The 23828-nt window shown below is 48.4% G+C and carries 15 protein-coding genes and 2 pseudogenes; 6 read left to right on the top strand and 11 right to left on the bottom strand.

Annotated features, from left to right (window positions below):
* Positions 1-5: 5 nt before the first annotated feature.
* From ACJHX7_RS07910 to ACJHX7_RS07890, 5 genes and pseudogenes are all read right to left on the bottom strand, one after another.
* A complete protein-coding gene (locus tag ACJHX7_RS07910; RefSeq protein WP_001322734.1) occupies positions 6-629 on the bottom strand; it encodes a DUF1175 domain-containing protein in 624 nt (207 codons plus the stop codon).
* Positions 626-2314, bottom strand: a complete 1689-nt coding sequence (locus ACJHX7_RS07905; RefSeq protein ID WP_094029695.1) for a DUF2138 domain-containing protein — start codon at positions 2312-2314, stop codon at positions 626-628. The genes ACJHX7_RS07910 and ACJHX7_RS07905 overlap by 4 nt, the downstream gene beginning before the upstream one ends.
* Positions 2315-2462: 148 nt before the next feature.
* Positions 2463-5090 (bottom strand): DNA topoisomerase (ATP-hydrolyzing) subunit A, encoded by a 2628-nt coding sequence (gene gyrA / locus ACJHX7_RS07900; protein ID WP_001281242.1) that lies wholly within the window; start codon positions 5088-5090, stop codon positions 2463-2465.
* 350 nt (positions 5091-5440) lie between these two features.
* Positions 5441-6643, bottom strand: coding sequence for a mandelate racemase/muconate lactonizing enzyme family protein (locus ACJHX7_RS07895; RefSeq protein ID WP_001571680.1), 1203 nt, complete (start codon positions 6641-6643; stop codon positions 5441-5443).
* A gap of 12 nt (positions 6644-6655) precedes the next feature.
* Positions 6656-7983: pseudogene (locus ACJHX7_RS07890) on the bottom strand (MFS transporter).
* A 193-nt stretch (positions 7984-8176) separates the two neighbouring features.
* Between ACJHX7_RS07890 and ACJHX7_RS07885 the strand changes: the two are divergent.
* Together ACJHX7_RS07885 and ubiG are read left to right on the top strand one after the other, a co-directional pair.
* Positions 8177-8919, top strand: a pseudogene (locus ACJHX7_RS07885) (GntR family transcriptional regulator).
* Positions 8920-8996: 77 nt separating this feature from the next.
* Positions 8997-9719, top strand: a complete 723-nt coding sequence (gene ubiG, locus ACJHX7_RS07880) for a bifunctional 2-polyprenyl-6-hydroxyphenol methylase/3-demethylubiquinol 3-O-methyltransferase UbiG (protein WP_001091058.1) — start codon at positions 8997-8999, stop codon at positions 9717-9719.
* Between the two features lie 138 nt (positions 9720-9857).
* Here ubiG and yfaL read toward each other — a convergent pair whose 3' ends face one another.
* Together yfaL and ypaB are read right to left on the bottom strand one after the other, a co-directional pair.
* A complete protein-coding gene (gene yfaL / locus ACJHX7_RS07875) occupies positions 9858-13622 on the bottom strand; it encodes an AIDA-I family autotransporter adhesin YfaL/EhaC (RefSeq protein ID WP_410231552.1) in 3765 nt (1254 codons plus the stop codon).
* Between the two features lie 424 nt (positions 13623-14046).
* A complete protein-coding gene (ypaB, locus tag ACJHX7_RS07870) occupies positions 14047-14190 on the bottom strand; it encodes a protein YpaB (protein WP_269217359.1) in 144 nt (47 codons plus the stop codon).
* 127 nt (positions 14191-14317) lie between these two features.
* Here ypaB and nrdA point away from each other — a divergent pair, with 127 nt between their 5' ends.
* The 3 genes from nrdA to yfaE all read left to right on the top strand — a co-directional run bounded on the left by nrdA (position 14318) and on the right by yfaE (position 18133).
* The gene (nrdA, locus tag ACJHX7_RS07865; RefSeq protein WP_001539150.1) at positions 14318-16603 is read left to right on the top strand and encodes a class 1a ribonucleoside-diphosphate reductase subunit alpha; all 2286 of its coding nucleotides are present in this window, start codon (positions 14318-14320) and stop codon (positions 16601-16603) included.
* 145 nt (positions 16604-16748) lie between these two features.
* Positions 16749-17879 (top strand): class Ia ribonucleoside-diphosphate reductase subunit beta, encoded by a 1131-nt coding sequence (gene nrdB, locus ACJHX7_RS07860; RefSeq protein WP_000332036.1) that lies wholly within the window; start codon positions 16749-16751, stop codon positions 17877-17879.
* Entirely contained in the window at positions 17879-18133 is a 255-nt protein-coding gene (gene yfaE / locus ACJHX7_RS07855) for a ferredoxin-like diferric-tyrosyl radical cofactor maintenance protein YfaE (protein ID WP_000135039.1), read from the top strand. The genes nrdB and yfaE overlap by 1 nt, the downstream gene beginning before the upstream one ends.
* Before the next feature lie 53 nt (positions 18134-18186).
* Here yfaE and inaA read toward each other — a convergent pair whose 3' ends face one another.
* A complete protein-coding gene (inaA, locus tag ACJHX7_RS07850) occupies positions 18187-18837 on the bottom strand; it encodes a lipopolysaccharide kinase InaA (RefSeq protein WP_094029694.1) in 651 nt (216 codons plus the stop codon).
* 80 nt (positions 18838-18917) lie between these two features.
* Entirely contained in the window at positions 18918-20108 is a 1191-nt protein-coding gene (locus tag ACJHX7_RS07845) for an MFS transporter (protein WP_094029693.1), read from the bottom strand.
* Positions 20109-20259: 151 nt separating this feature from the next.
* On the opposite strand from ACJHX7_RS07845, the gene ACJHX7_RS07840 reads away from it, so the two are divergent.
* On the top strand, positions 20260-21159 hold the full coding sequence (locus ACJHX7_RS07840; RefSeq protein WP_000176733.1) for a LysR family transcriptional regulator: 900 nt from the start codon (positions 20260-20262) through the stop codon (positions 21157-21159).
* A 19-nt stretch (positions 21160-21178) separates the two neighbouring features.
* Here the strand turns inward: ACJHX7_RS07840 and glpQ are convergent, their stop codons facing one another.
* Complete coding sequence (gene glpQ, locus ACJHX7_RS07835; protein WP_000779074.1) at positions 21179-22255, bottom strand: glycerophosphodiester phosphodiesterase; 1077 nt, start codon at positions 22253-22255, stop codon at positions 21179-21181.
* Positions 22256-22259: 4 nt separating this feature from the next.
* Entirely contained in the window at positions 22260-23618 is a 1359-nt protein-coding gene (gene glpT, locus ACJHX7_RS07830) for a glycerol-3-phosphate transporter (protein ID WP_000948724.1), read from the bottom strand.
* Between the last annotated feature and the right edge of the window lie 210 nt (positions 23619-23828).

The following is a 23828-nucleotide window of genomic DNA, read 5'->3' as shown; positions in this document are numbered from 1 at the left end:
CGCTGCTATCGCGCCAGAAAATTTAAACGATAAATGCCAATGAAATTGGGATTGGAATCGTTGGGTATCCATCGGGTGTCCTTCCATGTCATAAGTTGTTGCAGACTGACTGCGCGCATTCCGTTGTCAGTTTTCGTGGCGCTTCCGGTGTGGTAGATGACGTAACGCCCCATCCAAACCATTAAGTGCTGGGCATCGCCCTGATCGAAAAAAATCATATCGCCAGGCAGCGCCTGGTTTATGTCCTGGCCAATAAATTGGCTGTTGTACTGAATCAAATTAATCGCGGTCACATAGGGGCCAGTTTTTCCGTTCCCCTGATTCCAGTTTTGCGCCAGTTGACGCTGTTCAGGTGTTAGCGTCATTTCAGGCGGCAAATATTGACTTGCTATACCGTTACTTTTTAGCCATTTGCTGTCGTGAATTTTCAGCGCCTCGTTCGCCGAAAATCGCACCAGGCCCGCACAATCCTGCTGATACCAGCGCGGACTTGGCCCCTGGCGGAGCTGTTCCTGTGCAATGCGTACAAACCACGCGCGAAACAGCCCGGATTGTTCGACATTCAGCATTTCGCTATGGGCAACAACACAACACAGCCAGCAAATCAGCGCCAGCAGTCCGTGCCTCATAGCGGCTGCCAGGTTATGGGTAGCCACTGCCAGGCGGCACCGGGTTCCATCTGTGCCAGCTTCATGACATAACGCGGTTGTTGAGATAAAGCGTCCAGCTTCGGCATTAATAAAGTTTGTGCGGCATTATAAAAAACCGGTTCGAGATTCTTCGGCAAACTGGTCAGCGTTTCGTTACGCAGCAGTTTCGCCACGCCTTGTGGATTGATATAGAGCGGAACGATGCCGTCAGTGGGTATCACATCCACCATTGCCGGGCGGGTTTTATTCAGTGTTTGCAGCGCGTTATTAACCAGCGTGTCATCGAGGGAGAAAAGCAGCGTTTTGTTTTGCATCGCCAGCGACACGCGGAAAAAATAATCCGACATTAATTGATCGGGTTGCGCCGCCTGCGCTTTCGGATACTGGCCGTATCGGGAACTCACTTCGCGACGCCAGATTTGCGCTTCGCCCTGCTGAGTCTGGTTTACCGGCAAAACACCTTCTGGCGCTTTGCTTTCGTGCGCACCAATATTTTGCGTAAACAGTTTTCCTGGCAATTGCACTTGTTCGGCAGAACCATCAAACTGACCGACAAACAGCGGAGTTTGCAATTTTGAATCTTCATACCAGCACAGCCCCGCGCCACCGTCTAACGCCCCGTTGAGCTTGTCGTTTTCCTGGCTGATGTGGGAAAGCATCTCTTCAGCAATACCATGTGAATAAGGCACCGCCACACAGAAGCTGGCCCCTGCAGGCATACTGTTCCATACCGGCGTAAAATCGAAACTGGCATCTACGCTTGCGGATTCATCATTTAACGCCAGAAAACTGTGCCAGCCGTCGTTGCTCATTTCGAAGCGCACACCAGCAAAAGAAGGCATTAATCGCTGGTAGCCAAAACCCAGCAAATTTGCACTGACCACGATGCGCTGGCGTACTGGCGTTTTTTCGGCAGTACGCTCTTCCAGACCAAAACTGGTTTCCCAGCGTTTCTTACCACTTAACAAATCACTTGCGATTGCCGCGGCTTCGGTATCCTGCTGATCATCTTTAAACAGCATATCCGTGCTGGAAAATACCAGCATCTTGTCCTGATATGTTGCGAACATCAGGGCGTTATTGCCGTTATAGCGCAACTGATAAACCGGGATGGTTTCACTATTTAGCTTAATACTACTGATTTCCGTTTTACTTAACTGGCTGTCGCTGGTAGCGGCAAACAGCAATGGCTCCAGCAGCTTGCTTAAACCACTTCGCTGGATCAGCACCATATAATGAGAAAGATGGCCTTGTTTATCGTGCCATAGCGCCGCCTGCGCGGGCTGATCTAAGAGTGACGAAAAGAGCTTATCTATTAGTGTGAGATCGTGTTCGTAGACAATGCGGCGAATGCTGCCTTCAATGCCCAGACGATCGGCATGATTCTGATAATAGAAAACGAAATCTTCACTCAGAACATCGTGGAGAAACGGAATGGTAAGGAGGTCTTTGGGAAGCTGGCTCAGAGAGTCGCTGTCGAGAAAGAGGTCCGGCTCATTGAGATCGATTTGCAGATTGTTGTGCACCACCAGCGGCGACAACGTTTTTTCTGGCCCACTGCCAGCATATTGCAACGCCCAGACGCCAGCGGAAAGCAGTACTATTGCGCCCAAACCTACAAGACCATAGAACCGCCAGCCTTTCGCCTTTTTTTCACCACTCATTGCCACATTCCTTGTGTAAAGCCAGCCATTTTTTACGAGCACAGCAAAACTTTACCGCGCCCTAATACGACAAAAGCCCAGACTTTGCAGCCTGGACTTTTCAATTCAAACAAGGGAGATATCTCCCTTTTGGCATGAAGACGTAAAATTATTCTTCTTCTGGCTCGTCGTCAACGTCCACTTCCGGAGCGATTTCATCGTCCCCTTCCGCGGCACTGCCGTCGATGGTATCCAGATCTTCCTCGTCAACCGGTTCAGCAACACGTTGCAGACCCACTACGTTTTCATCTTCCGCAGTACGGATGAGGATCACGCCCTGGGTGTTACGGCCCACGATGCTGATTTCTGAAACGCGAGTACGTACCAGCGTACCGGCATCGGTGATCATCATGATCTGGTCGCAGTCATCTACCTGCACCGCGCCAACCACTAAACCGTTACGTTCGGTAACCTTGATGGAGATAACCCCTTTCGTCGCACGCGACTTGGTTGGGTATTCCGCCACCGCGGTACGTTTACCATAACCGTTCTGCGTTGCGGTGAGGATTGCACCATCGCCACGAGGCACGATTAGAGAGACAACTTTATCGCCTTCGCCTAAACGAATACCGCGAACACCGGTGGTGTTGCAGCCCATCGCACGGACAGAAGACTCTTTAAAGCGCACCACTTTACCTTCGGCGGAGAACAGCATTACTTCATCTTCGCCGCTGGTCAGGTCAACGCCGATCAGCTCATCGCCATCAACCAGTTTGATCGCCACTTTACCGGCGGTACGCAGACGGTTGAATTCGGTGAGGACAGTTTTCTTCACGGTACCGTTAGCGGTGGCCATGAAGACTTTCACGCCTTCTTCAAACTCGGTCACCGGCAGGATCGCGGTGATACGTTCGTCCTGCTCCAGCGGCAGCAGGTTGACGATCGGACGACCGCGCGCGCCACGAGTAGCTTCTGGCAACTGGTAAACCTTCATCGAATAGACGCGACCACGGCTGGAGAAGCACAGAATATGGTCGTGGGTATTCGCCACCAGCAGTCGGTCGATAAAGTCTTCTTCTTTAATACGTGCGGCAGATTTACCTTTCCCGCCACGACGCTGCGCTTCGTATTCAGAAAGCGGCTGATATTTAACGTAGCCCTGGTGAGAGAGCGTCACGACCACATCTTCCTGGGTGATCAGATCTTCCAGGTTGATGTCTGCGCTGTTGGCGGTGATTTCAGTACGACGTTTGTCACCGAACTGTTCACGAACCAGCTCCAGCTCTTCGCGGATCACTTCCATCAGACGATCGGCGCTACCAAGAATACGCAACAGTTCCGCGATCTGATCCAGCAGCTCTTTGTATTCGTCGAGCAGTTTTTCGTGCTCAAGGCCGGTCAGTTTCTGCAAACGCAGATCCAGAATCGCCTGAGCTTGCTGTTCGGTCAGGTAGTACAGACCGTCACGCACGCCGAACTCTGGCTCCAGCCATTCCGGACGCGCAGCATCGTCGCCGGCTCGTTCCAGCATCGCGGCAACGTTGCCCAGCTGCCACGGATTAGCAACCAGCGCCGTTTTCGCTTCTGCAGGCGTCGGCGCATGACGGATCAGTTCGATGATCGGGTCAATGTTTGCCAGCGCGACGGCTAATGCTTCAAGGATATGAGCACGATCGCGCGCTTTACGCAGTTCGAAAATAGTACGACGGGTCACCACTTCACGGCGGTGACGAACAAACGCCGCGATGATGTCTTTCAGGTTCATGATCTTCGGCTGACCATGGTGCAATGCCACCATGTTGATACCGAAAGAAACCTGCAACTGGGTCTGGGAGTAGAGGTTGTTAAGCACAACTTCACCGACCGCATCGCGTTTCACTTCAATCACGATGCGCATACCGTCTTTGTCAGACTCATCACGCAACGCGCTGATGCCTTCCACGCGTTTTTCTTTTACCAGTTCCGCAATTTTTTCGATCAGGCGAGCTTTGTTCACCTGATACGGAATTTCGTGGACGATAATGGTTTCACGTCCGGTTTTGGCGTCAACTTCCACTTCGGCACGGGCGCGGATATATACCTTGCCACGACCGGTACGGTAAGCTTCTTCAATACCGCGACGACCGTTAATGATTGCCGCCGTCGGGAAGTCCGGCCCCGGGATGTGTTCCATCAGCCCTTCAATGCTGATGTCTTCATCATCGATATACGCCAGACAACCGTTGATGACTTCCGTCAGGTTGTGCGGCGGGATGTTGGTTGCCATACCTACGGCGATACCGGAAGAACCGTTCACCAGCAGGTTAGGAATTTTGGTTGGCATGACGTCCGGAATTTTTTCCGTGCCGTCATAGTTATCAACGAAATCGACCGTCTCTTTTTCGAGATCGGCCATCAGTTCATGGGCAATTTTCGCCAGACGGATTTCCGTATAACGCATTGCCGCCGCAGAGTCGCCGTCGATGGAACCGAAGTTACCCTGACCGTCTACCAGCATGTAACGCAGCGAGAATGGCTGCGCCATACGGACGATCGTGTCATAAACCGCCGAGTCACCATGGGGATGGTATTTACCGATTACGTCACCAACGACACGGGCAGATTTTTTATAGGCTTTGTTCCAGTCATTGCCTAGTACGTTCATGGCGTAAAGTACGCGACGGTGTACCGGCTTCAGGCCATCTCGGACATCTGGCAGCGCACGGCCAACAATGACCGACATCGCATAATCCAGATAGGAGCTCTTCAGCTCTTCCTCAATGTTGACCGGTGTAATTTCTCTCGCAAGGTCGCTCATCTAACCGCTATCCCTCTACTGTATCCCGGATTCAAAGGTCGGAGATTATAACACAATCGCTTGCGGACGGGTAAACGTAATGCAGGCTTCCGGGCGCTGTAGATCTACTGCGTTTTACCCCACCGCCAGCACACATCGCGCTGGCGGTGAACGACAAAGGAACAAAGACCGCAACACGCTTCCTGTGCCTCAATAAACACCAGAAATAATGGCTATACTCGTCATACTTCAAGTTGCATGTGCTGCGTCTGCGTTCGCTCACCCCAGTCACTTACTTATGTAAGCTCCTGGGGATTCACTCGCTTGTCGCCTTCCTGCAACTCGAATTATTTAGAGTATATAAATCGCCGTTATTTGATCACATAGGCAAGATATTGTTGTACGATTTCATCGTTTAATTCCTGACCAAGCCCAGGCAACTCTGGCGCGACATAATAGCCATTCTCGGGTTGATAATCGTAAGTACAAAGTTCCCGAATACATGCTTTCATCGCATTGGTATGATGTTCATGAATAATAAAGTTAGGTATTGCAGTTTCCATATGCAGCGCCGCTACTGTTGAAACAGGCCCGCCACAAACATGTACCTGAACGGTTGTGTCATATATATTGGCATAATCACAAATTTTCTTTCCCTCTGTAATGCCACCACAAAGACACAAATCAGGTTGAGCTACCGCAATTGATTGTTTTTCCAGTAAATCACGATATCCCCAGCGAGTATAAGAACGCTCACCTGTTGCTATCGGAATCGATGTTGAACGGGCAACTTTCTGCATATTATCCGAATTTAATGGATGAATTGGCTCCTCATAGAGAAAAATACGATATTTCTCTATTGCTTTGGCAAACTGGATCGCTGAATTTGTTCCTAGAAGAGAATGAATCTCTACAATAATATCAGCATCGTCGCCCATTGCTTCACGCATAGCGGCAATTCTTGCCTCGCCCATTTTTAATTGTTCGGCCAGTAATAAGCCAGAGTAATTTCTATTTTTGTTCTGAAAGACACAATCGCCGCCATGCAGATCGATTTCAAGCGGATCAACTTTTATCGCATTATAACCTTCTGCAATAGCGGCACGCGCTGCCTCTGCATACTCTTCAGGCGTTACTAATATTTGCCTTTTTTCGCCCCAACCAAATTGTAACTGACTGGCGTAAGTTCTCAATTTATCGTTAGTCTTTCCCCCCAGTAGTTGATAAACCGGCACGTTTAAATATTTACCTTTAATATCCCATAAGGCAATATCAATAGCGCTCATACCTGCGTAAAAAACATTACCACCGCCCATTCCCCAAAATGTTTTCCTGAAGAGGAATTCCCAAATCTTCTCAATGTTCAACGGATCTTCACCAATGATGAGAGGGGCTAAATCTCTGATAATACCAACACCAGATTTTGCACCTGCACCATAGGCTAATCCTACTTCGCCAACACCACTTATTCCAGCATCGGTATTAACCCGAATAAGTACTGGATTATAAGAGGCCATAGTTTGATCTCTTTTTTTGAGTTCGCAGTCAAAAATTTCTACAGATGTAATCTTCATAAATAACCTCATTTATTTAGCATGTGAAATAACATTGTCTTTCTGGGCGTTATCTTTTTTATTATCAATTTTCATTGATAACAAAATAGCTACGGCGATAAAGCAAAGAATCGCCTCAACAATAAATATCCCCGTGGCTCCATAATGTGTAGAAACATAGCCAAGTGATTTATTGATCAGAAAACCACCCAAACTTGAACAAGAGTTAATAAACGCAATACTGATTGCCAGGCCTGATGGTGAAAGTAAAGCTGAGGGTAAAGCCCAGTACGGACCGTAATAACTGAGAATGCCTACACCGTATAATGTTAATCCCATCATGCGCAGCGTCATCGAAGGTACAAGTGCGATCATTAAAAAACCGCAACCTGCAACCAACATCGGTAGTGCGGCATGCCATTTCCTTTCATTCTTTTTATCGGAATGCCATCCCCATAATGGCATACTGAACATCGCGAAAATAAACGGAATACTCATAATCAAACCGACATCGGTATCTGTGAAATCCGATGAAAATCCTTTAACCAACCCCGGTAACCAGTAATTTGCCGCCAACGCCGCTGCCTGAATAAACATATAAGCAAATGAGAGTTGTAGTAATACTGGATTTTTAATGATTGACAGAAAAGATGCATTTGTATTTTTATTTAATGCTGCGGCTTTTTCGTTATCAGAATTAAGTTTATCGACCAATGCGGTGACTTGCGATGGTGTAAGCCAGCGGGCTTTTTCCGGACGATCTGGCAGTAAATAAAAGGTCAGCGCCCCCAATAACACCGTAGGAATGCCTTCAATAGCAAAAAGCCAGCGCCATCCTTCATAGTTACCGGTATTCATATGTTCAATAATCCAACCAGACATTGGTGCCGCCAGCACAGATGCAACTGCGATTGATAACATAAAAAAGCTATTCACTTTTCCACGTTCACGCGCCGGGAACCAACATGCCAGGTAGTAAACCATGCCAGGGAAAAACCCCGCTTCAAATATTCCCAAAAAGACCCGAGCGAGCAATATATGCTGGGTGTCTTTGGCAAAGAAAATTAACGTTGTTACTGTTCCCCAACCAACAATAATGGCGCTAATCCATTTTCTTGCACCTAACTTTTGCAACCCAATACTGCTCGGAATTTGAAAAATCAAATAGGACACAAAAAATATTGAAGATATATTAGCAAAATCCTCTGGTGTAATACCAAGGGATTCATTCATGCGTAAAGCGGCAAATCCGATGTTAACACGATCCATATAGTTAAAAAATACAGAATAAATGCTAACGGAATAATCTTCCTTTTCACAATAGAAATGGCGTCATACAAATCTTTCTGAGGACTGCTCATTTTGTTTCACCTTTTGTGGTTCAATGAATAAGAGTACTGCCCGAAGTGGATATTACGTAAAAAATAATCCAGTTCAAAAGGTGATGTGTTATATCTGATATATCAGCTTGATCATTGATTGAAACACTAAGCTACAACAATAAGATATATCATTTTTGTCATATCTGATATATTAGATACCTTCATTGATAAAATGATTACATATAATGGACCAGCAGCTTAATAAGGGGCAAAGGAATGAGAGATAAAGCGAAACGTGACTTAAGTCACATATCAATTGAGATACCAAAATCCGTAACACAGGTCATCAAAGAAAAAATCAGGGATATGATAATTCATGGCGATCTCAGTCTTGGGCAACCGATAAGTGAAAATGAACTTTCGAATATTCTGGCGGTAAGTAAAACACCTATTCGTGAAGCTTTTATTTTACTTAGTCACAATGAAAATCTGATCAATATCATTCCACGCAGCGGAACATTCGTTTTTTCCGTAACAGATAAAGATATTAATGACCTCATAAAAATGCGAGTAATTCTGGAGTAGGGTGCAATTAGTGAAGCAATGGAAAAGAATGCAAACAATGTCATCATTGAACTAAATAGTATACTATCAAAATCAGCAAAAATTAATGCCGAGCGCGATACTCAGGCTTATCTTAAACTGGATCATGATTTTCATTATGTGTTTGTTAAATACGCTGATAATAAATACATCTCTCAGGCACACCAATTGATATCCGCACGTTTACTTGCTATCCGTTATCGACTGGATTTCACTACGGAATATATCACCAATTCAAATCGTGGCCATGCGACTATTTTAGATATGCTAAAAAATAATAACGTTGAAGGTGTTTGTAATTTTATTACTCATCACGTAAGTAGTGGATTTACCGAGCGCGCACGAAAAATTCTCTCGTTATCTACACAGTAAAATGTGAATGAGTTTATAACACTGGCACTTTTCACCTGCTATACTGCCCGACAACCTTTATAGACTCTTATGTAACAATGAACACTGAAAATCTCCTTAAAAACAATAACGTAGACCACGAAGAGATCGCTAAATTTGAAGCCGTCGCCTCCCGCTGGTGGGATCTGGAAGGTGAGTTCAAACCGCTGCACCGTATTAACCCGCTGCGTCTGGGCTATATTGCCGAGCGTGCTGGCGGTTTATTTGGCAAAAAGGTGCTCGATGTCGGTTGTGGCGGCGGCATTCTGGCCGAGAGTATGGCGCGCGAAGGTGCGACGGTGACCGGTCTGGATATGGGCTTTGAGCCATTGCAGGTGGCAAAACTGCACGCACTGGAAAGCGGCATTCAGGTGGATTACGTGCAGGAAACCGTGGAAGAGCACGCGGCAAAACATGCCGGGCAGTATGATGTGGTGACCTGCATGGAGATGCTGGAGCACGTCCCCGATCCTCAGTCAGTGGTCAGAGCCTGTGCGCAACTGGTGAAACCGGGCGGCGATGTCTTTTTCTCGACGCTCAACCGCAACGGCAAGTCATGGCTGATGGCGGTGGTTGGTGCTGAATATATTTTGCGCATGGTGCCTAAAGGTACACATGATGTGAAGAAGTTTATTAAACCGGCAGAATTGCTGGGCTGGGTGGATCAGACCAGTCTTAAAGAACGGCATATGACCGGGCTGCATTACAACCCTATAACTAATTCCTTTAAGCTCGGCCCCGGCGTTGATGTGAACTATATGCTGCATACGCAGAATAAGTGAGGTTGTTGTTTGGATTCATCCGACGACCGAGCCAAGCCTGATGCGACGCTTGCCGCGTCTTATCAGGCCTACAAATGCTCCCGTAGGCCAGATAAGGCGTTTACGCCGCATCCGGCAACAGTGCCGGTCAGACAGCGATTACCATTTCACTGTCATCGACAAAAACCCTGCCGTCTGGGCAAAATCATCACTCCCTTTCTGCCACGCCACGCTACCACGCAGCGAAACTCGCTGACTGATATTGCCCGTTATTCCCACTTTTATTTCACCCCGTTGCTTCACCGCATCGTCACTGATAGTGCTGCCATCTTCTTCAATTTCCGTCGCATGGGGATCGTGATAATAATTCAGATCTAATGTTGGTATGACACCAACCGCGGTACGCCATTCGCTGTGTAAACCCAGCCGCGTTTGAATATCATCACCCTGCGATTGTGACACCCGCGCATGGTTAGCAGCGGTGAAATCATCCTGCTGCACGCCCTGATAAATCACCTGCGCCTGTGGTTCAATCACCACTCCATGCCCCGGTAACCACTGATACCCGGCTTCCAGCGAGGCGATAATCCCCGATGAGTGGTAATGATCCGCGCCATCTTCATGTTCGGAAACATCATTGTTAAACCACGCGTATTGCAGCCAGCTATCCAGCCAGGCCCCCTGCTTCTGATTACCGTGCTGGAACCAGCTTGAGGTCAGACCAACGGCATAACCGTGGTTCTGGTTATCGGCGCGAGTTCCGGTCATATTCGAGCGGCTGTCGCCCTGGTTATCACTGTAGCCACCAACCGCCCCAAGCATCCACTCGCCATCCATGCCCCAGCGCCCGCTAAACAAGTCGCCGCTAAGCTGCACCGTAGAAGTGTCTTCATGCTGAGCCAGTTGCCCCGCTGCTGTGTAATGATAATCTCCGCCGATAACACGTAAATTCAGCGTCTGACCATCGCCACCAGCGTGATCGCGTCGCTCCATCACAAATGCCTGATTTGCCGCACGTAGGTTATTGAGATAGCCACCAACTTTGGCATTCAGCACCGGCTGGTAGGCAGGCGTAGGGGCTGGAGCCGGGTCGGGTGTTGGATCAGGATCCGGCGTAGGATCAGGATCTGGAGTCGGGTCTGGATCAGGTGGCGATGGTGGCGTTACTTCTTGCGATCGCAGATACCAGTCGTTGTTATCTTCCACCAGCGTGTAGTCATACGCTCCCATATTGACGTAGCCGCTGCCCGCCAGACTGAACTGCGCATTGTTTTGAAATTGCGTTGGATCGGCTACGAAATCAACCACTTTAATGCCCGTAGATGTCGGCTCACCAATACCCGTAATGGGATTAATTACCACGGTCGTGTTGCCAGCAGTATTACCGTTCAACACCAGTTGGTCGCTTGCCGAGTCATCGCCGTTTAATTCGCTGTCGAGAAACAACGTACCGCCACCGGTGTAATCACCGTTTACCGTGAGCGTGTCGCCAGCAACGCCATTTTGCAGACTGACAGCACCGGAAGTATTAGTTAGATCACCATTGACCGTCACGTCTGAAAGATAAGTCAGGCTGTCAGTTTCAAGGTTGGTATTAAGCTCGCCTGTCAGCGTCACACCATCGGTGGCATTCACCAACGTACCGTCGCCGCTAAACAGCGAGGCATCCAGCGCCTGGTTCGTATCCTGCTGCGTCAATCGCAACACAGTACCATCGGTTATGTCGATATCGCCGCCAGAGGTGGCATCGATTGAACGAATATCCTGATTTTTCCCGGTTTCAAAAACACCGTCTTCCCCCACCCACAGTGAAGAAACATAAGGAATAATATTCTCCGCTTCACCTTTTAGCGTTCCGTCCTCCACACGTACCGCAGACGTCGCAGTGCCGCTGGCGGTCAACTCCAGCGTCCCGCCGCCACTTTTAGTCAACGTGCTTACGCTATCCAGTTGTTGCCCGGTACTATCCGCCATCAACCCGCCCCATTGCGTATCTACGCCATCCTCAACGTGTATTTCGCCATCAGCGCGCATTTCAATATTCCTGCCCTGACCTGTTGTAGCCGAGCGAGTGTCAACATCAGTCGTCACATCCATTTCACTGTGTTGTTGGGGATCTGTGAAGATCACTGAACGGTTGTAACTTGTGTCCCCCAATTGCGAATTATCGCTGACTTCAAGCGTACCGGAGGCGATTTGCGTATTACCGAGATAACCGTTGTTATTCGCCAGCGTTACGCGCTGATCCCCCGCATTAATGACGACATAAACGCCATTCTGGCTGGCATCACTGCCGCCAATATGTAAATCATCGCCACTGCTGATATCAACGACATCATTACTGCCAATCACTGTCCCCCCACTGCCGCTGATTTGCAGACCGTCATTGTATGAGCTATCGCCATCCCAAGTGGTGAAATCAGAGAGATCCAATACTCCGCCATTTAGCACGATCGATTGCGGATCGCTCTGCATTGCCCGTAAATCGGCCTGATTCCCCGCCAGCGACAATACGGCGTTATCTTCCACCACAATATCGCCGGTTAATGCCATCGACTGCGCCCCTGTCAGGAGATAGCTGCCATCTTGCGCTACCGTCAACTGTCCTTCACCCTGAATCGAGCCGGAAAAACCGCCCTGGTTTACGGTAACATTGCCGCCTGCGTCGATATTCAAAATGCCATTAGCAAAACCGGTTAATGAGTGCACAAACGTTTGTTGTGTATTGCCAACATTCAGTTCTGCCTGATACTCAGAATGAACAGTGCTGCCGACCATCAGACCAAAGCAATCCTGCGGATCGCTCTGACAGTGCGTGTCGCCGACATTCATTAACTCATCGCTGCGCCCCAGCGTCACCTCGCCATTCTGGATACTCATCTCGCCGGTAAACGCATTATTGTCGGCATTGAGGACTAACTCTCCCGCTCCCTCTTTCACGATGACTCCCGTTCCGGCAAGAGAATCAATCGCGCCATCGTTGCTGGTATTGCCTATTACCAGCGTTTTATCGGCGGCAATGTTAAATTCAGCCACACTATGACCGATATACATAAAGCCCCCCGCCGCTGCCGTCGCCGAATGGTCATATCCCGAGGCGCTGTTATTTTCATCAATCATCACACCATTGTTTTGGTCATAATTATCATCAACAGAAATATCAATAAGATACGGGGATGTGGTGCTGCTGGTATAAATTGCTCCGCCATAACCTTCTGCATAGTTATTGGTAAAGGAGGTATTATTAATTATCGTTTTTCCTGAAAGATGTGTGTTATCCGTACTATTATCCGTAACATCAATGGCACCGCCGTCCCCATCACTATAGCTGGTTGATGTATATGCCTGATTATTATCAAAAATGACATCACTTAAATAAATATCATTATTGATAGAATAAATAGCGCCACCTTTACCATCATTGGCGATATTATTCGCAAATATTGCATTAGTGATATTTAAATCCATATCACCGGCATCGTTTGTTCCCGCAGAATAGATTGCTCCGCCATAGCCTCCTGCAACGTTACTGTCGAAAATAACATTCGCAAGATTTATCGTTGAGTTTTCTTTAGCAAAGATAGCTCCGCCATTATTATATTCGCCACTAATCGAGTTATTAGAAAACAGGGTCATCCCTGTTTCATTTTGTGGTGATATCGTAAATTCAGCACTTTGCTGCAAAAATACGGCGCCACCGCTGGCATTATTGGCCATACCCGAAAAAATCACCCATTGCCCATCGGCGATGCTCCAGTCCTGCGTAATGCCTGAAAGGCTTTGCCTGCTGGCCTGACAACTCGCTTTGATATCATATCCCTGGCATGAATCCAAAACCTCCGCGACACTGTTAACAGAGAAAAGAGATGCAATCATTGACGGGAGTAAAGATAAATACTCCTTGCGTAGAAAAATAATCCGCATATTAATCTGACCATCATTTTCTATAAGACGGCATATTTAATCGCATTATACGATATGGGTTATTTTTCTTTTGTAAATTGTTCAACCCGGTGCAATGGCTATTTTGTTATTATTTCATGAATAATATCAGTGCGTCATAATTCAAGTTAATCACCTTAAGGGATATCAGTTATGTTTAAACTGAATTAAAGTAATGAATAATTTTCTTATAATATAAGGTAAATTAACAAAATGGCTTCGCATTTAACAACAACCGAAGAGAAAACAACCATTTCGACATCAACAATCGCTTACATTCGCTTATATATTGACCATAACTGATACATCAGATTATGTGATGACTCGTGCTTAGATCAATTTTTGCAATCATTAGCCAAAAGATTAATAAACCATCTATATCAATTTATCTAACCTATTCTTCCGTTCAAGAAATCACCGAACAGTTATTTTTAACAAATTTTTCTCTTCCCATTGACTTTCCCGGACACCTTGTCTGACCTAAGGTGCGCGAAAGCCACTTTTTCCTTCCTGAGTTATCCACAAAGTTATGCACTTGCAAGAGGGCCATTTTCACACTATCTTGCAGTGAATCCCAAACATACCCCCTATATATAGTGTTCTAAGCAGCTTCCCTCACTACAGGTAGTCTGCATGAAACTATTGCGGAAAGAATTCCAAAAACAGGTACGACATACATGAATCAGAATCTGCTGGTGACAAAGCGCGACGGTAGCACAGAGCGCATCAATCTCGACAAAATCCATCGCGTTCTGGATTGGGCGGCAGAAGGACTGCATAACGTTTCGATTTCCCAGGTCGAACTGCGCTCCCACATTCAGTTTTATGACGGTATCAAGACCTCTGACATCCACGAAACCATTATCAAGGCTGCCGCAGACCTGATCTCCCGTGATGCGCCGGATTATCAGTATCTCGCCGCGCGCCTGGCGATCTTCCACCTGCGTAAAAAAGCCTACGGCCAGTTTGAGCCGCCTGCGCTGTACGACCACGTGGTGAAAATGGTCGAGATGGGCAAATACGATAATCATCTGCTGGAAGACTACACGGAAGAAGAGTTCAAGCAGATGGACACGTTTATCGATCACGACCGTGATATGACCTTCTCTTATGCTGCCGTTAAGCAGCTGGAAGGCAAATATCTGGTGCAGAACCGTGTGACCGGCGAAATCTACGAAAGCGCCCAGTTCCTTTATATTCTGGTTGCCGCGTGCCTGTTCTCGAACTACCCGCGTGAAACGCGCCTGCAATACGTGAAGCGTTTTTACGACGCGGTTTCCACATTTAAAATTTCGCTGCCGACGCCAATCATGTCCGGCGTGCGTACCCCGACTCGTCAGTTCAGCTCCTGCGTACTGATCGAGTGCGGCGACAGCCTGGATTCCATCAACGCCACCTCCAGCGCGATTGTTAAATACGTTTCCCAGCGTGCCGGGATCGGCATCAACGCCGGGCGTATTCGTGCGCTGGGTAGCCCGATTCGCGGTGGCGAAGCGTTCCATACCGGTTGTATTCCGTTCTATAAGCATTTCCAGACAGCGGTGAAATCCTGCTCTCAGGGCGGTGTGCGTGGCGGTGCGGCTACGCTGTTCTACCCGATGTGGCATCTGGAAGTTGAAAGCCTGCTGGTGTTGAAAAACAACCGTGGGGTGGAAGGCAACCGCGTGCGTCATATGGACTACGGGGTACAAATCAACAAACTGATGTATACCCGTCTGCTGAAAGGTGAAGATATCACTCTGTTCAGCCCGTCCGACGTACCGGGGTTGTACGACGCGTTCTTCGCCGATCAGGAAGAGTTTGAACGCCTGTATACCAAATATGAGAAAGACGACAGCATCCGCAAGCAGCGTGTGAAAGCCGTTGAGCTGTTCTCGCTGATGATGCAGGAACGTGCGTCTACCGGTCGTATCTATATTCAGAACGTTGACCACTGCAATACCCATAGCCCGTTTGATCCGGTCATCGCGCCAGTGCGCCAGTCTAACCTGTGCCTGGAAATCGCCCTGCCGACCAAACCGCTGAACGACGTCAACGACGAGAACGGTGAAATCGCGCTGTGTACGCTGTCTGCTTTCAACCTGGGCGCAATTAACAGCCTGGATGAACTGGAAGAGCTGGCAATTCTGGCGGTTCGCGCACTCGACGCACTGCTGGATTATCAGGATTACCCGATCCCGGCCGCTAAACGTGGAGCGATGGGGCGTCGTACGCTGGGTATTGGTGTGATCAACTTCGCTTACTACCTGGCGAAGCACGGTAAACGCTACTCCGACGGCAGCGCCAACAACCTGACGCATAAAACCTTCGAAGCCATTCAGTATTACCTGCTGAAAGCGTCTAATGAGCTGGCGAAAGAGCAAGGCGCGTGCCCGTGGTTTAACGAAACCACTTACGCGAAAGGGATCCTGCCGATCGATACCTATAAGAAAGATCTGGATGCCATCGCTAATGAGCCGCTGCATTACGACTGGGAAGCACTGCGTGAGTCAATCAAAACGCACGGCCTGCGTAACTCCACGCTTTCTGCTCTGATGCCGTCAGAGACCTCTTCGCAGATCTCTAACGCCACTAACGGTATTGAACCGCCGCGTGGTTACGTCAGCATCAAAGCGTCGAAAGACGGTATTCTGCGCCAGGTGGTGCCGGACTACGAGCATCTGCACGACGCCTATGAACTGCTGTGGGAAATGCCGGGTAACGATGGCTATCTGCAACTGGTGGGTATCATGCAGAAATTTATCGATCAGTCGATCTCTGCTAACACCAACTACGATCCGTCACGCTTCCCGTCAGGAAAAGTGCCGATGCAGCAACTGCTGAAAGACCTGCTCACCGCCTACAAATTCGGGGTTAAAACGCTGTATTATCAGAACACCCGTGACGGTGCAGAAGACGCACAAGACGATCTGGTGCCGTCAATTCAGGACGATGGCTGCGAAAGCGGCGCATGTAAGATCTGATATTGAGATGCCGGATGCGGCGTGAACGCCTTATCTGGCCTACGGCTCGGTTTGTAGGCCTGATAAGACGCGCCAGCGTCGCATCAGGCACAGGATGCGGCGTAAAATGCCTTATCCGGCATTAAACTCCCAACAGGACACATTCATGGCATATACCACCTTTTCACAGACGAAAAATGATCAGCTGAAAGAACCGATGTTCTTTGGTCAGCCGGTCAACGTGGCTCGCTACGATCAGCAAAAATATGACATCTTCGAAAAGCTGATCGAAAAGCAGCTCTCTTTCTTCTGGCGTCCGGAAGAAGTTGACGTTTCTCGTGACCGTATCGATTACCAGGCACTACCTGAACACGAAAAACACATCTTTATCAGCAACCTGAAATATCAGACGCTGCTGGACTCCATTCAGGGTCGCAGCCCGAACGTGGCACTGCTGCCGCTGATCTCGATCCCGGAACTGGAAACCTGGGTAGAAACCTGGGCGTTCTCAGAAACGATTCATTCCCGCTCCTATACCCATATCATCCGTAATATCGTTAACGATCCGTCAGTTGTCTTTGACGATATCGTCACCAACGAGCAGATCCAGAAACGTGCGGAAGGGATCTCCAGCTATTACGATGAACTGATCGAAATGACCAGCTACTGGCATCTGCTGGGCGAAGGCACCCACACCGTTAACGGTAAAACCGTAACCGTTAGCCTGCGCGAGCTGAAGAAAAAACTGTATCTCTGCCTGATGAGCGTTAACGCGCTGGAAGCGATCCGCTTCTACGTCAGCTTTGCTTGTTCCTTTGCCTTTGCAGAACGCGAACTGATGGAAGGTAACGCCAAAATTATTCGCCTGATTGCCCGCGACGAAGCCCTGCACCTGACCGGCACCCAGCATATGCTGAATCTGCTGCGCAGCGGCGCGGATGATCCGGAGATGGCGGAAATTGCCGAAGAATGTAAGCAGGAGTGCTATGACCTGTTTGTCCAGGCGGCACAGCAAGAGAAAGACTGGGCGGATTATCTGTTCCGTGATGGTTCGATGATTGGTCTGAATAAAGACATCCTCTGCCAGTACGTTGAATACATCACCAATATCCGTATGCAGGCAGTCGGTTTGGATCTGCCGTTCCAGACGCGCTCCAACCCGATCCCGTGGATCAACACCTGGTTGGTGTCTGATAACGTACAGGTTGCTCCGCAGGAAGTGGAAGTGAGTTCTTATCTGGTCGGGCAGATTGACGCGGAAGTGGACACCGACGATTTGAGTAACTTCCAGCTCTGATGGCCCGCGTTACCCTGCGCATCACTGGCACACAGCTGCTGTGCCAGGATGAACACCCTTCCCTTCTGGCGGCGCTGGAATCCCACAATGTGGCGGTTGAGTATCAGTGCCGCGAAGGTTACTGCGGTTCCTGTCGCACACGCCTTGTTGCAGGCCAGGTGGACTGGATTGCCGAACCGTTAGCCTTTATTCAGCCGGGGGAAATTTTGCCCTGTTGTTGCCGGGCAAAAGGCGATATTGAAATCGAGTTGTGATCGGGTACTAGCGCCAGATACGACGCTTACGCGTATTATCTGGCCTACAACGATTACATGGCGTAGTAATACGCTTTCACCTGCTCCCAGTCCGCTTTAGGGATCGGCTCCAGATATTTTTCCAGTTGGCGGAAGTCATGATTAATCGCTTTATCACGACGCAAGCGGCGACGACTTTTCTCCAGGTCAAGAAATCCAGCTTCTGCCTTACCTTCTGTTTTCACATAGATATGGCGAACATAGCAACAGCCATGCTGACGATTAACGCTATGCATTTTCTTAAACGCCATCGCCACAGCTTTCAACATGGCTTGCCGAATATCGTCAGAATAAGGTGTTACTGCATGCTGGGCATACCAGTCAGCAATACTTATGAACCCCGCCATATCTTCCGTCACCAGCAACGCGCGCCATTCCCCCTCAATTTTCACCGCTTCACCAAAAACGATCTTCGGCACGATGACACCAGCCCGTTCCAGTTCTTTAATTACCGCAACCTCACGGACAATCGTTGGTCGACCGAACGGATAACGTACGGAATGAAACAGATGATGCGTCATGCGCTTTACATATAGCTTTTTGCCGTTGCGCTCGACGCATTGCACCCCGCTCATACCATTACGGCGATAGTTAGGCTCTTCAACCCAGTCGCCCTCTGTTGCCCACCAGTGATTAAATTCGTCGTGCTTTGCTGAAACTGCCATACCCTATCGCCTGTCATTTTTTATTTACGACAATGACTATAGGTGGTTACCTGCGAAAAATCTTAATGAAACGTGTCGTATTAATGAATTTCTTTTGCCGCTACTAGCATGACACCGCTTTTGCCCTTCATTTGCAGCGCATAGACTCCACCAACCACAACCACTAATAGTGCACCCAGCAGATAAATCATTCGGTAGCCAGTATGTGCAACCATCATCCCCATCACACAGGCTCCCAGCGCCAGGCCTGCATCCATCGCATTGAAGAAGAGGGAGTTTGCGACACCGATTTTATGCGGTTCCACTGAACTGATAATCTGCGTCTGAAAAACTGGCGTCACGGAACCATACCCGATACCAATCAATGCGCCAGAAACAACCATCATTATGCTTCCCTGGGTGTAGCCGAGAACCACCAGTCCTACCGTAAAGAACACAAGGCAAGGGTAAACCACATATTTCGGTCCTTTTTTGTCGCAGACATTGCCGGTAAAGGTACGGCAGATCATCAGGAAGATAGCGTAGCAAAGCAGGAAATTACTGGCTGCCGACATCAGGTTAAGTTCGCGTGCATAAAGCGCCAGAAAAGCAGAAACCCCGGCATACGAAAAGGTCATAAAAAAGGTGACCATCGCAAATGGCAACGCCGCGCGATCGAACATGGCGGCGAAGCCCATTTTCGGCGTTGAACCATCAGCATGGCTGATAACCGGCGGCACTGTCATAATCAGCGACAGAATAATCCCCACCGCTGCCACGCCGGTGCATAACCAGAAAGCCATATTAAAGGCCTCCCAGCGCGCCATATTCAGGCCAATCCACGGCCCGACCACCATTGCCAGCCCCATTGCCAGAGAGAAAAAACTGATGCCCTCCCCACGTCGGGAGGCCGGGATCAGCCGCGCGGAAATCGTTCCTTTTACCGTAGTGATAACCCCGAAGGTAATACCATGAAGCACCCGAATAAAAAGCAGTGATTCAATTGAGTGGCAAAAAGGATACAGCGCAGTGACCACCAAGAAGGCCAGAGAAGAGAGCCCCAGAATAGTTTTATTCGAATATTTGCCCACCCATTGCCCGGCAAAGGGGCGAATAACAATGGCGGCAATTAAAAATAAAGTCACCAACAAACCTGCTTTATCAGGAGAGGCATGCAAGCGGTCTGAGATATAAATTGGCAACAATGTTAGTAAAACATAAAAGACGAAGAAAATAATAAAACTGATGATGGTTATTGCCCAAAAATCCTTCGTCCATAACTTCTCTTTCATACCCTACCGCCTGTCAGGATGACGCACGCAGACAACACTCCCGTTACTGCGGTTGCGTCAAATTGTGATGTACTTTGCAGAACAGAAGTATAAATGGCGGCATGCTATTAGAGAAATTAATCGTTTTAATATTATTGATTAGCAAACTCTAATGACTCTTACCCAAATAAATTCTTTACTCGCCGTGCTGGATTACGGTGGCTTTACTGAAGCCAGCAAGCGATTGTTCATGACGCAGTCGGCGGTAAGTCAGGCAATTGCTGCCCTCGAACAAGAACTTGGCGTGAATATACTGTTACGCGATCGCCGTAAAGCTATACAACTGACCTCTGCAGGTCACCGCATTATGCATCATCTGCGCGCCATTAATCGGGAAGTGAACGCAGTAAAAGAGATAGCCGAGCAGGAAAAGCAGAACCCTCAAAGAACGCTGAGACTTGGTTGTTTCCCCAGCGTCTGCGCCTGTATCTTACCGGCTGTGATTCGCTACTTTGAAATTCATCATCCGAATATAAAAATTATTCCTTTTGAGGAAAATAGCACAGCGATTATTGATTCCCTTCAGAATGAATCCATTGATGCCGGTTTTGTTCATTTTCCGGTGAGCGGAATGTACTCCGTGCCCATTTATCAGGATAAATTCACCGTAGTGTTACCGCCCAACCATGCTCTGGCAAAAAACAGCACTATTACAGTGGAAGAGTTAATGGGTGAACCATTAATTATTAGTAAAGGACGCTATGAATTAAGCATTATGGCACTATTTAAAGAAAAGAATATTACCCCACAGATAAAATATGAATTTAATCACCCGGATACAGCGATCAGTTTTATTCGACAGGGATTAGGCATCGCCTTATTACCAGAGTTAACGCTGAAAACCATTGCAGATGAATTGTGTTCCGTTCCTCTCGAACCAACCTTCTATCGACAGATTTCGTTGCTGGCTAAAGAAAAGCCGGTAGAAGGCAGTCCACTGTTTTTACTACAAATGTGCACAGAACAATTAGTGGAGAGTGGAAAATTTGATATGAGACAGGATGGCGCATGAACGCCATCCTGCAGTAGCATTACTCTTTATTAAGGAATTTTACTGCCTTATCAGGGAAATCAGTAAACAGCCCATTTACACCCGCTTTGTTATACAGAGCATCATATAACTGATTCACATCAGTAGTGTATTCAGGCAGCTTATCTGACCGCACGGTGTAAGGATGCACTACCAGTTTATTCTGCTGAGCATCTTGCACCATGCCAGTGAGTTTGATATTACCTGGCTGCGATGTCTCCTCAATCAACATATGATAATCCGGACCAATACCATCAGCATATTCCGCCACCTGTTTCATGGCCCCCGGCTTAAACATCCAGTCGTAGTTGTAATTAACCCAGCTTCCGTCCGGCTGTTTCTGCTGCGTTTCATTCCAGTCGGTATAGGCAATCAGCTGTACCAAATTGAGATCCATGCCCATTTTAGGTTCCAGCTCATTCTTAATACGCTTCAGCTCATCAGCATCAAAACATTGCAAATAAACTTTGTCGTCCTTACCGGTGTAACCATATTTCTTCAGCACTTCCAGCGTTTTTGCCGCAATATCCTTCCCTTCCTGATGATGGAACCACGGCGCTTTAATTTCTGGATAGATACCGATATTTTTCCCGGTAGAGTGGTTTAACCCCTGAACAAATTCAATCTCTTCTTCAAAAGTGTGCACCCGGAAGTCAGATTTACCCATTGGGAAACGCCCCGGATAAGTCTGTACTTTCTTACCGTTTTCAATATCGAAACCTTCGGTAAATTTCAGTGACTTAATTTCATCGAGCGTGAAATCTATCGCGTAGTAACGACCGTCTTTGCGCGCCCGATCCGGGAAACGATCGGCAACATCAGTAACACGATCGAGATAATGGTCATGCAGGACAACCAGATGGTCGTCTTTGGTCATCACCAAATCTTGTTCCAGATAATCCGCTCCCTGCGCATACGCCATCGCTTTTGCTGGCAGCGTATGCTCCGGCAAATAACCACTGGCACCGCGATGGGCGATGACTATTTTTTCGTTGCTATCCGCCGCCATTGCACTGCTTCCCATGATCATTCCACTCATCATGATCGCCATGCTAAGGTTTTTTAGCGTCAATTTCATGCCATTAGCCTCCGTTGCGTTTTTGCAGTAATTCCTGATGGCGACGTTTTTCGCCAATCATCACAACAATCAACAAGATAACCGCGAGAATGCTGCCGCCAATCATTACCATAAAGCCGCCATCCCAGCCGAAGAAGTCCACGGTGTAGCCAACAATCGCGCTCGCCGCCACCGAACCGCCCAGGTAACCAAACAGCCCGGTAAAGCCCGCTGCCGTACCTGCCGCTTTTTTCGGTGCCAGTTCCAGCGCATGCAGACCGATCAGCATCACAGGGCCGTAGATCAGGAAGCCGATAACAATCATACAAATCATATCTACGGTTGGGTTACCTGCCGGGTTCATCCAGTAAACGATAGTCGCGATGGTCACCAGTGTCATAAAGAAGACGCCGGTGGCCCCACGGTTGCCACGGAAGACTTTATCCGACATCCAGCCACACAGCAGGGTGCCCGGAATGCCCGCATACTCATAGAAGAAGTAGGCCCAGGAGGATTTATCCAGCGCGAAGTGTTTCACCTCTTTCAGATAAGTCGGTGACCAGTCGAGGATGCCGTAACGCAGCAGATAAACGAACACATTGGCGATAGCGATGTACCACAGCAATTTGTTCGGCAGCACATACTGCATGAAGATTTGCTTCGCCGTCAGCTCCTGTTCCGCTTTTTCGTTATAGTCGTCCGGATAATCATTTTTGTACTCTTCGATCGGCGGCAGGCCACAGGATTGCGGGGTATCGCGCATCATCGCAAAGGCGAACAGTGCCACCAGAATGGCGCAGAAAGCGGGCATATAGAGCGCCGCGTGCCAGTCATTGAACCAGGCCATCCCCAGCAGGAACAGCAGCGGCGGAATACCACCACCGACGTTGTGCGCACAGTTCCACACTGACACAATGCCGCCACGTTCTTTCTGCGACCACCAGTGCACCATAGTACGACCGCACGGCGGCCATCCCATCCCCTGGAACCAACCGCAGAGGAACAACAGTACAAACATCACCGCAATGCTCGACGTCGCCCACGGCACAAAGCCCATAAACAACATCACTGCCGCCGCCAGAATCAAACCTGCGGGCAGGAAAACGCGCGGATTCGAGCGATCCGATACCGAACCCATGATGAATTTCGAAAATCCATAAGCAATCGAGATCCCCGAAAGGGCAAAACCTAAATCACCGCGTGAGAATCCCTGCTCAACCAGATAAGGCATAGCGAGCGCAAAGTTCTTACGAACCAAATAGTAAGCAGCATAGCCAAAGAATATCCCCAGGAAAATTTGCCAGCGCAATCGACGATAAGTCGGATCGATCTCCGCGGCAGGTAAGCGCGCTTTGTGTGGCGCTGGTTTAAAAATACTCAACATTGATAGCCTCCGTGGCCCGTGGTCTTATTTATGATTAACAGCCTGATTCAGTGGGAGAACCTGCCGTTTCTTGAGTTGCCGCGATGTTAAGAAAACATTCATAAATTAAATGTGAATTACCGCACACATTATTAAATACGATGGTTTAAATGTTCAGAATGACGCATGAAATCACGTTTCACTTTCGAATTGTGAGCGAATATGCGCGAA

The sequence above is a fragment of the Escherichia sp. WS1451 genome (assembly GCF_046487365.1).
Lineage (GTDB): Bacteria > Pseudomonadota > Gammaproteobacteria > Enterobacterales > Enterobacteriaceae > Escherichia > Escherichia coli.
The sequence above is the reverse complement of the archived record's forward strand: the minus strand, read 5'-3'. Positions and strand labels throughout refer to the sequence as shown.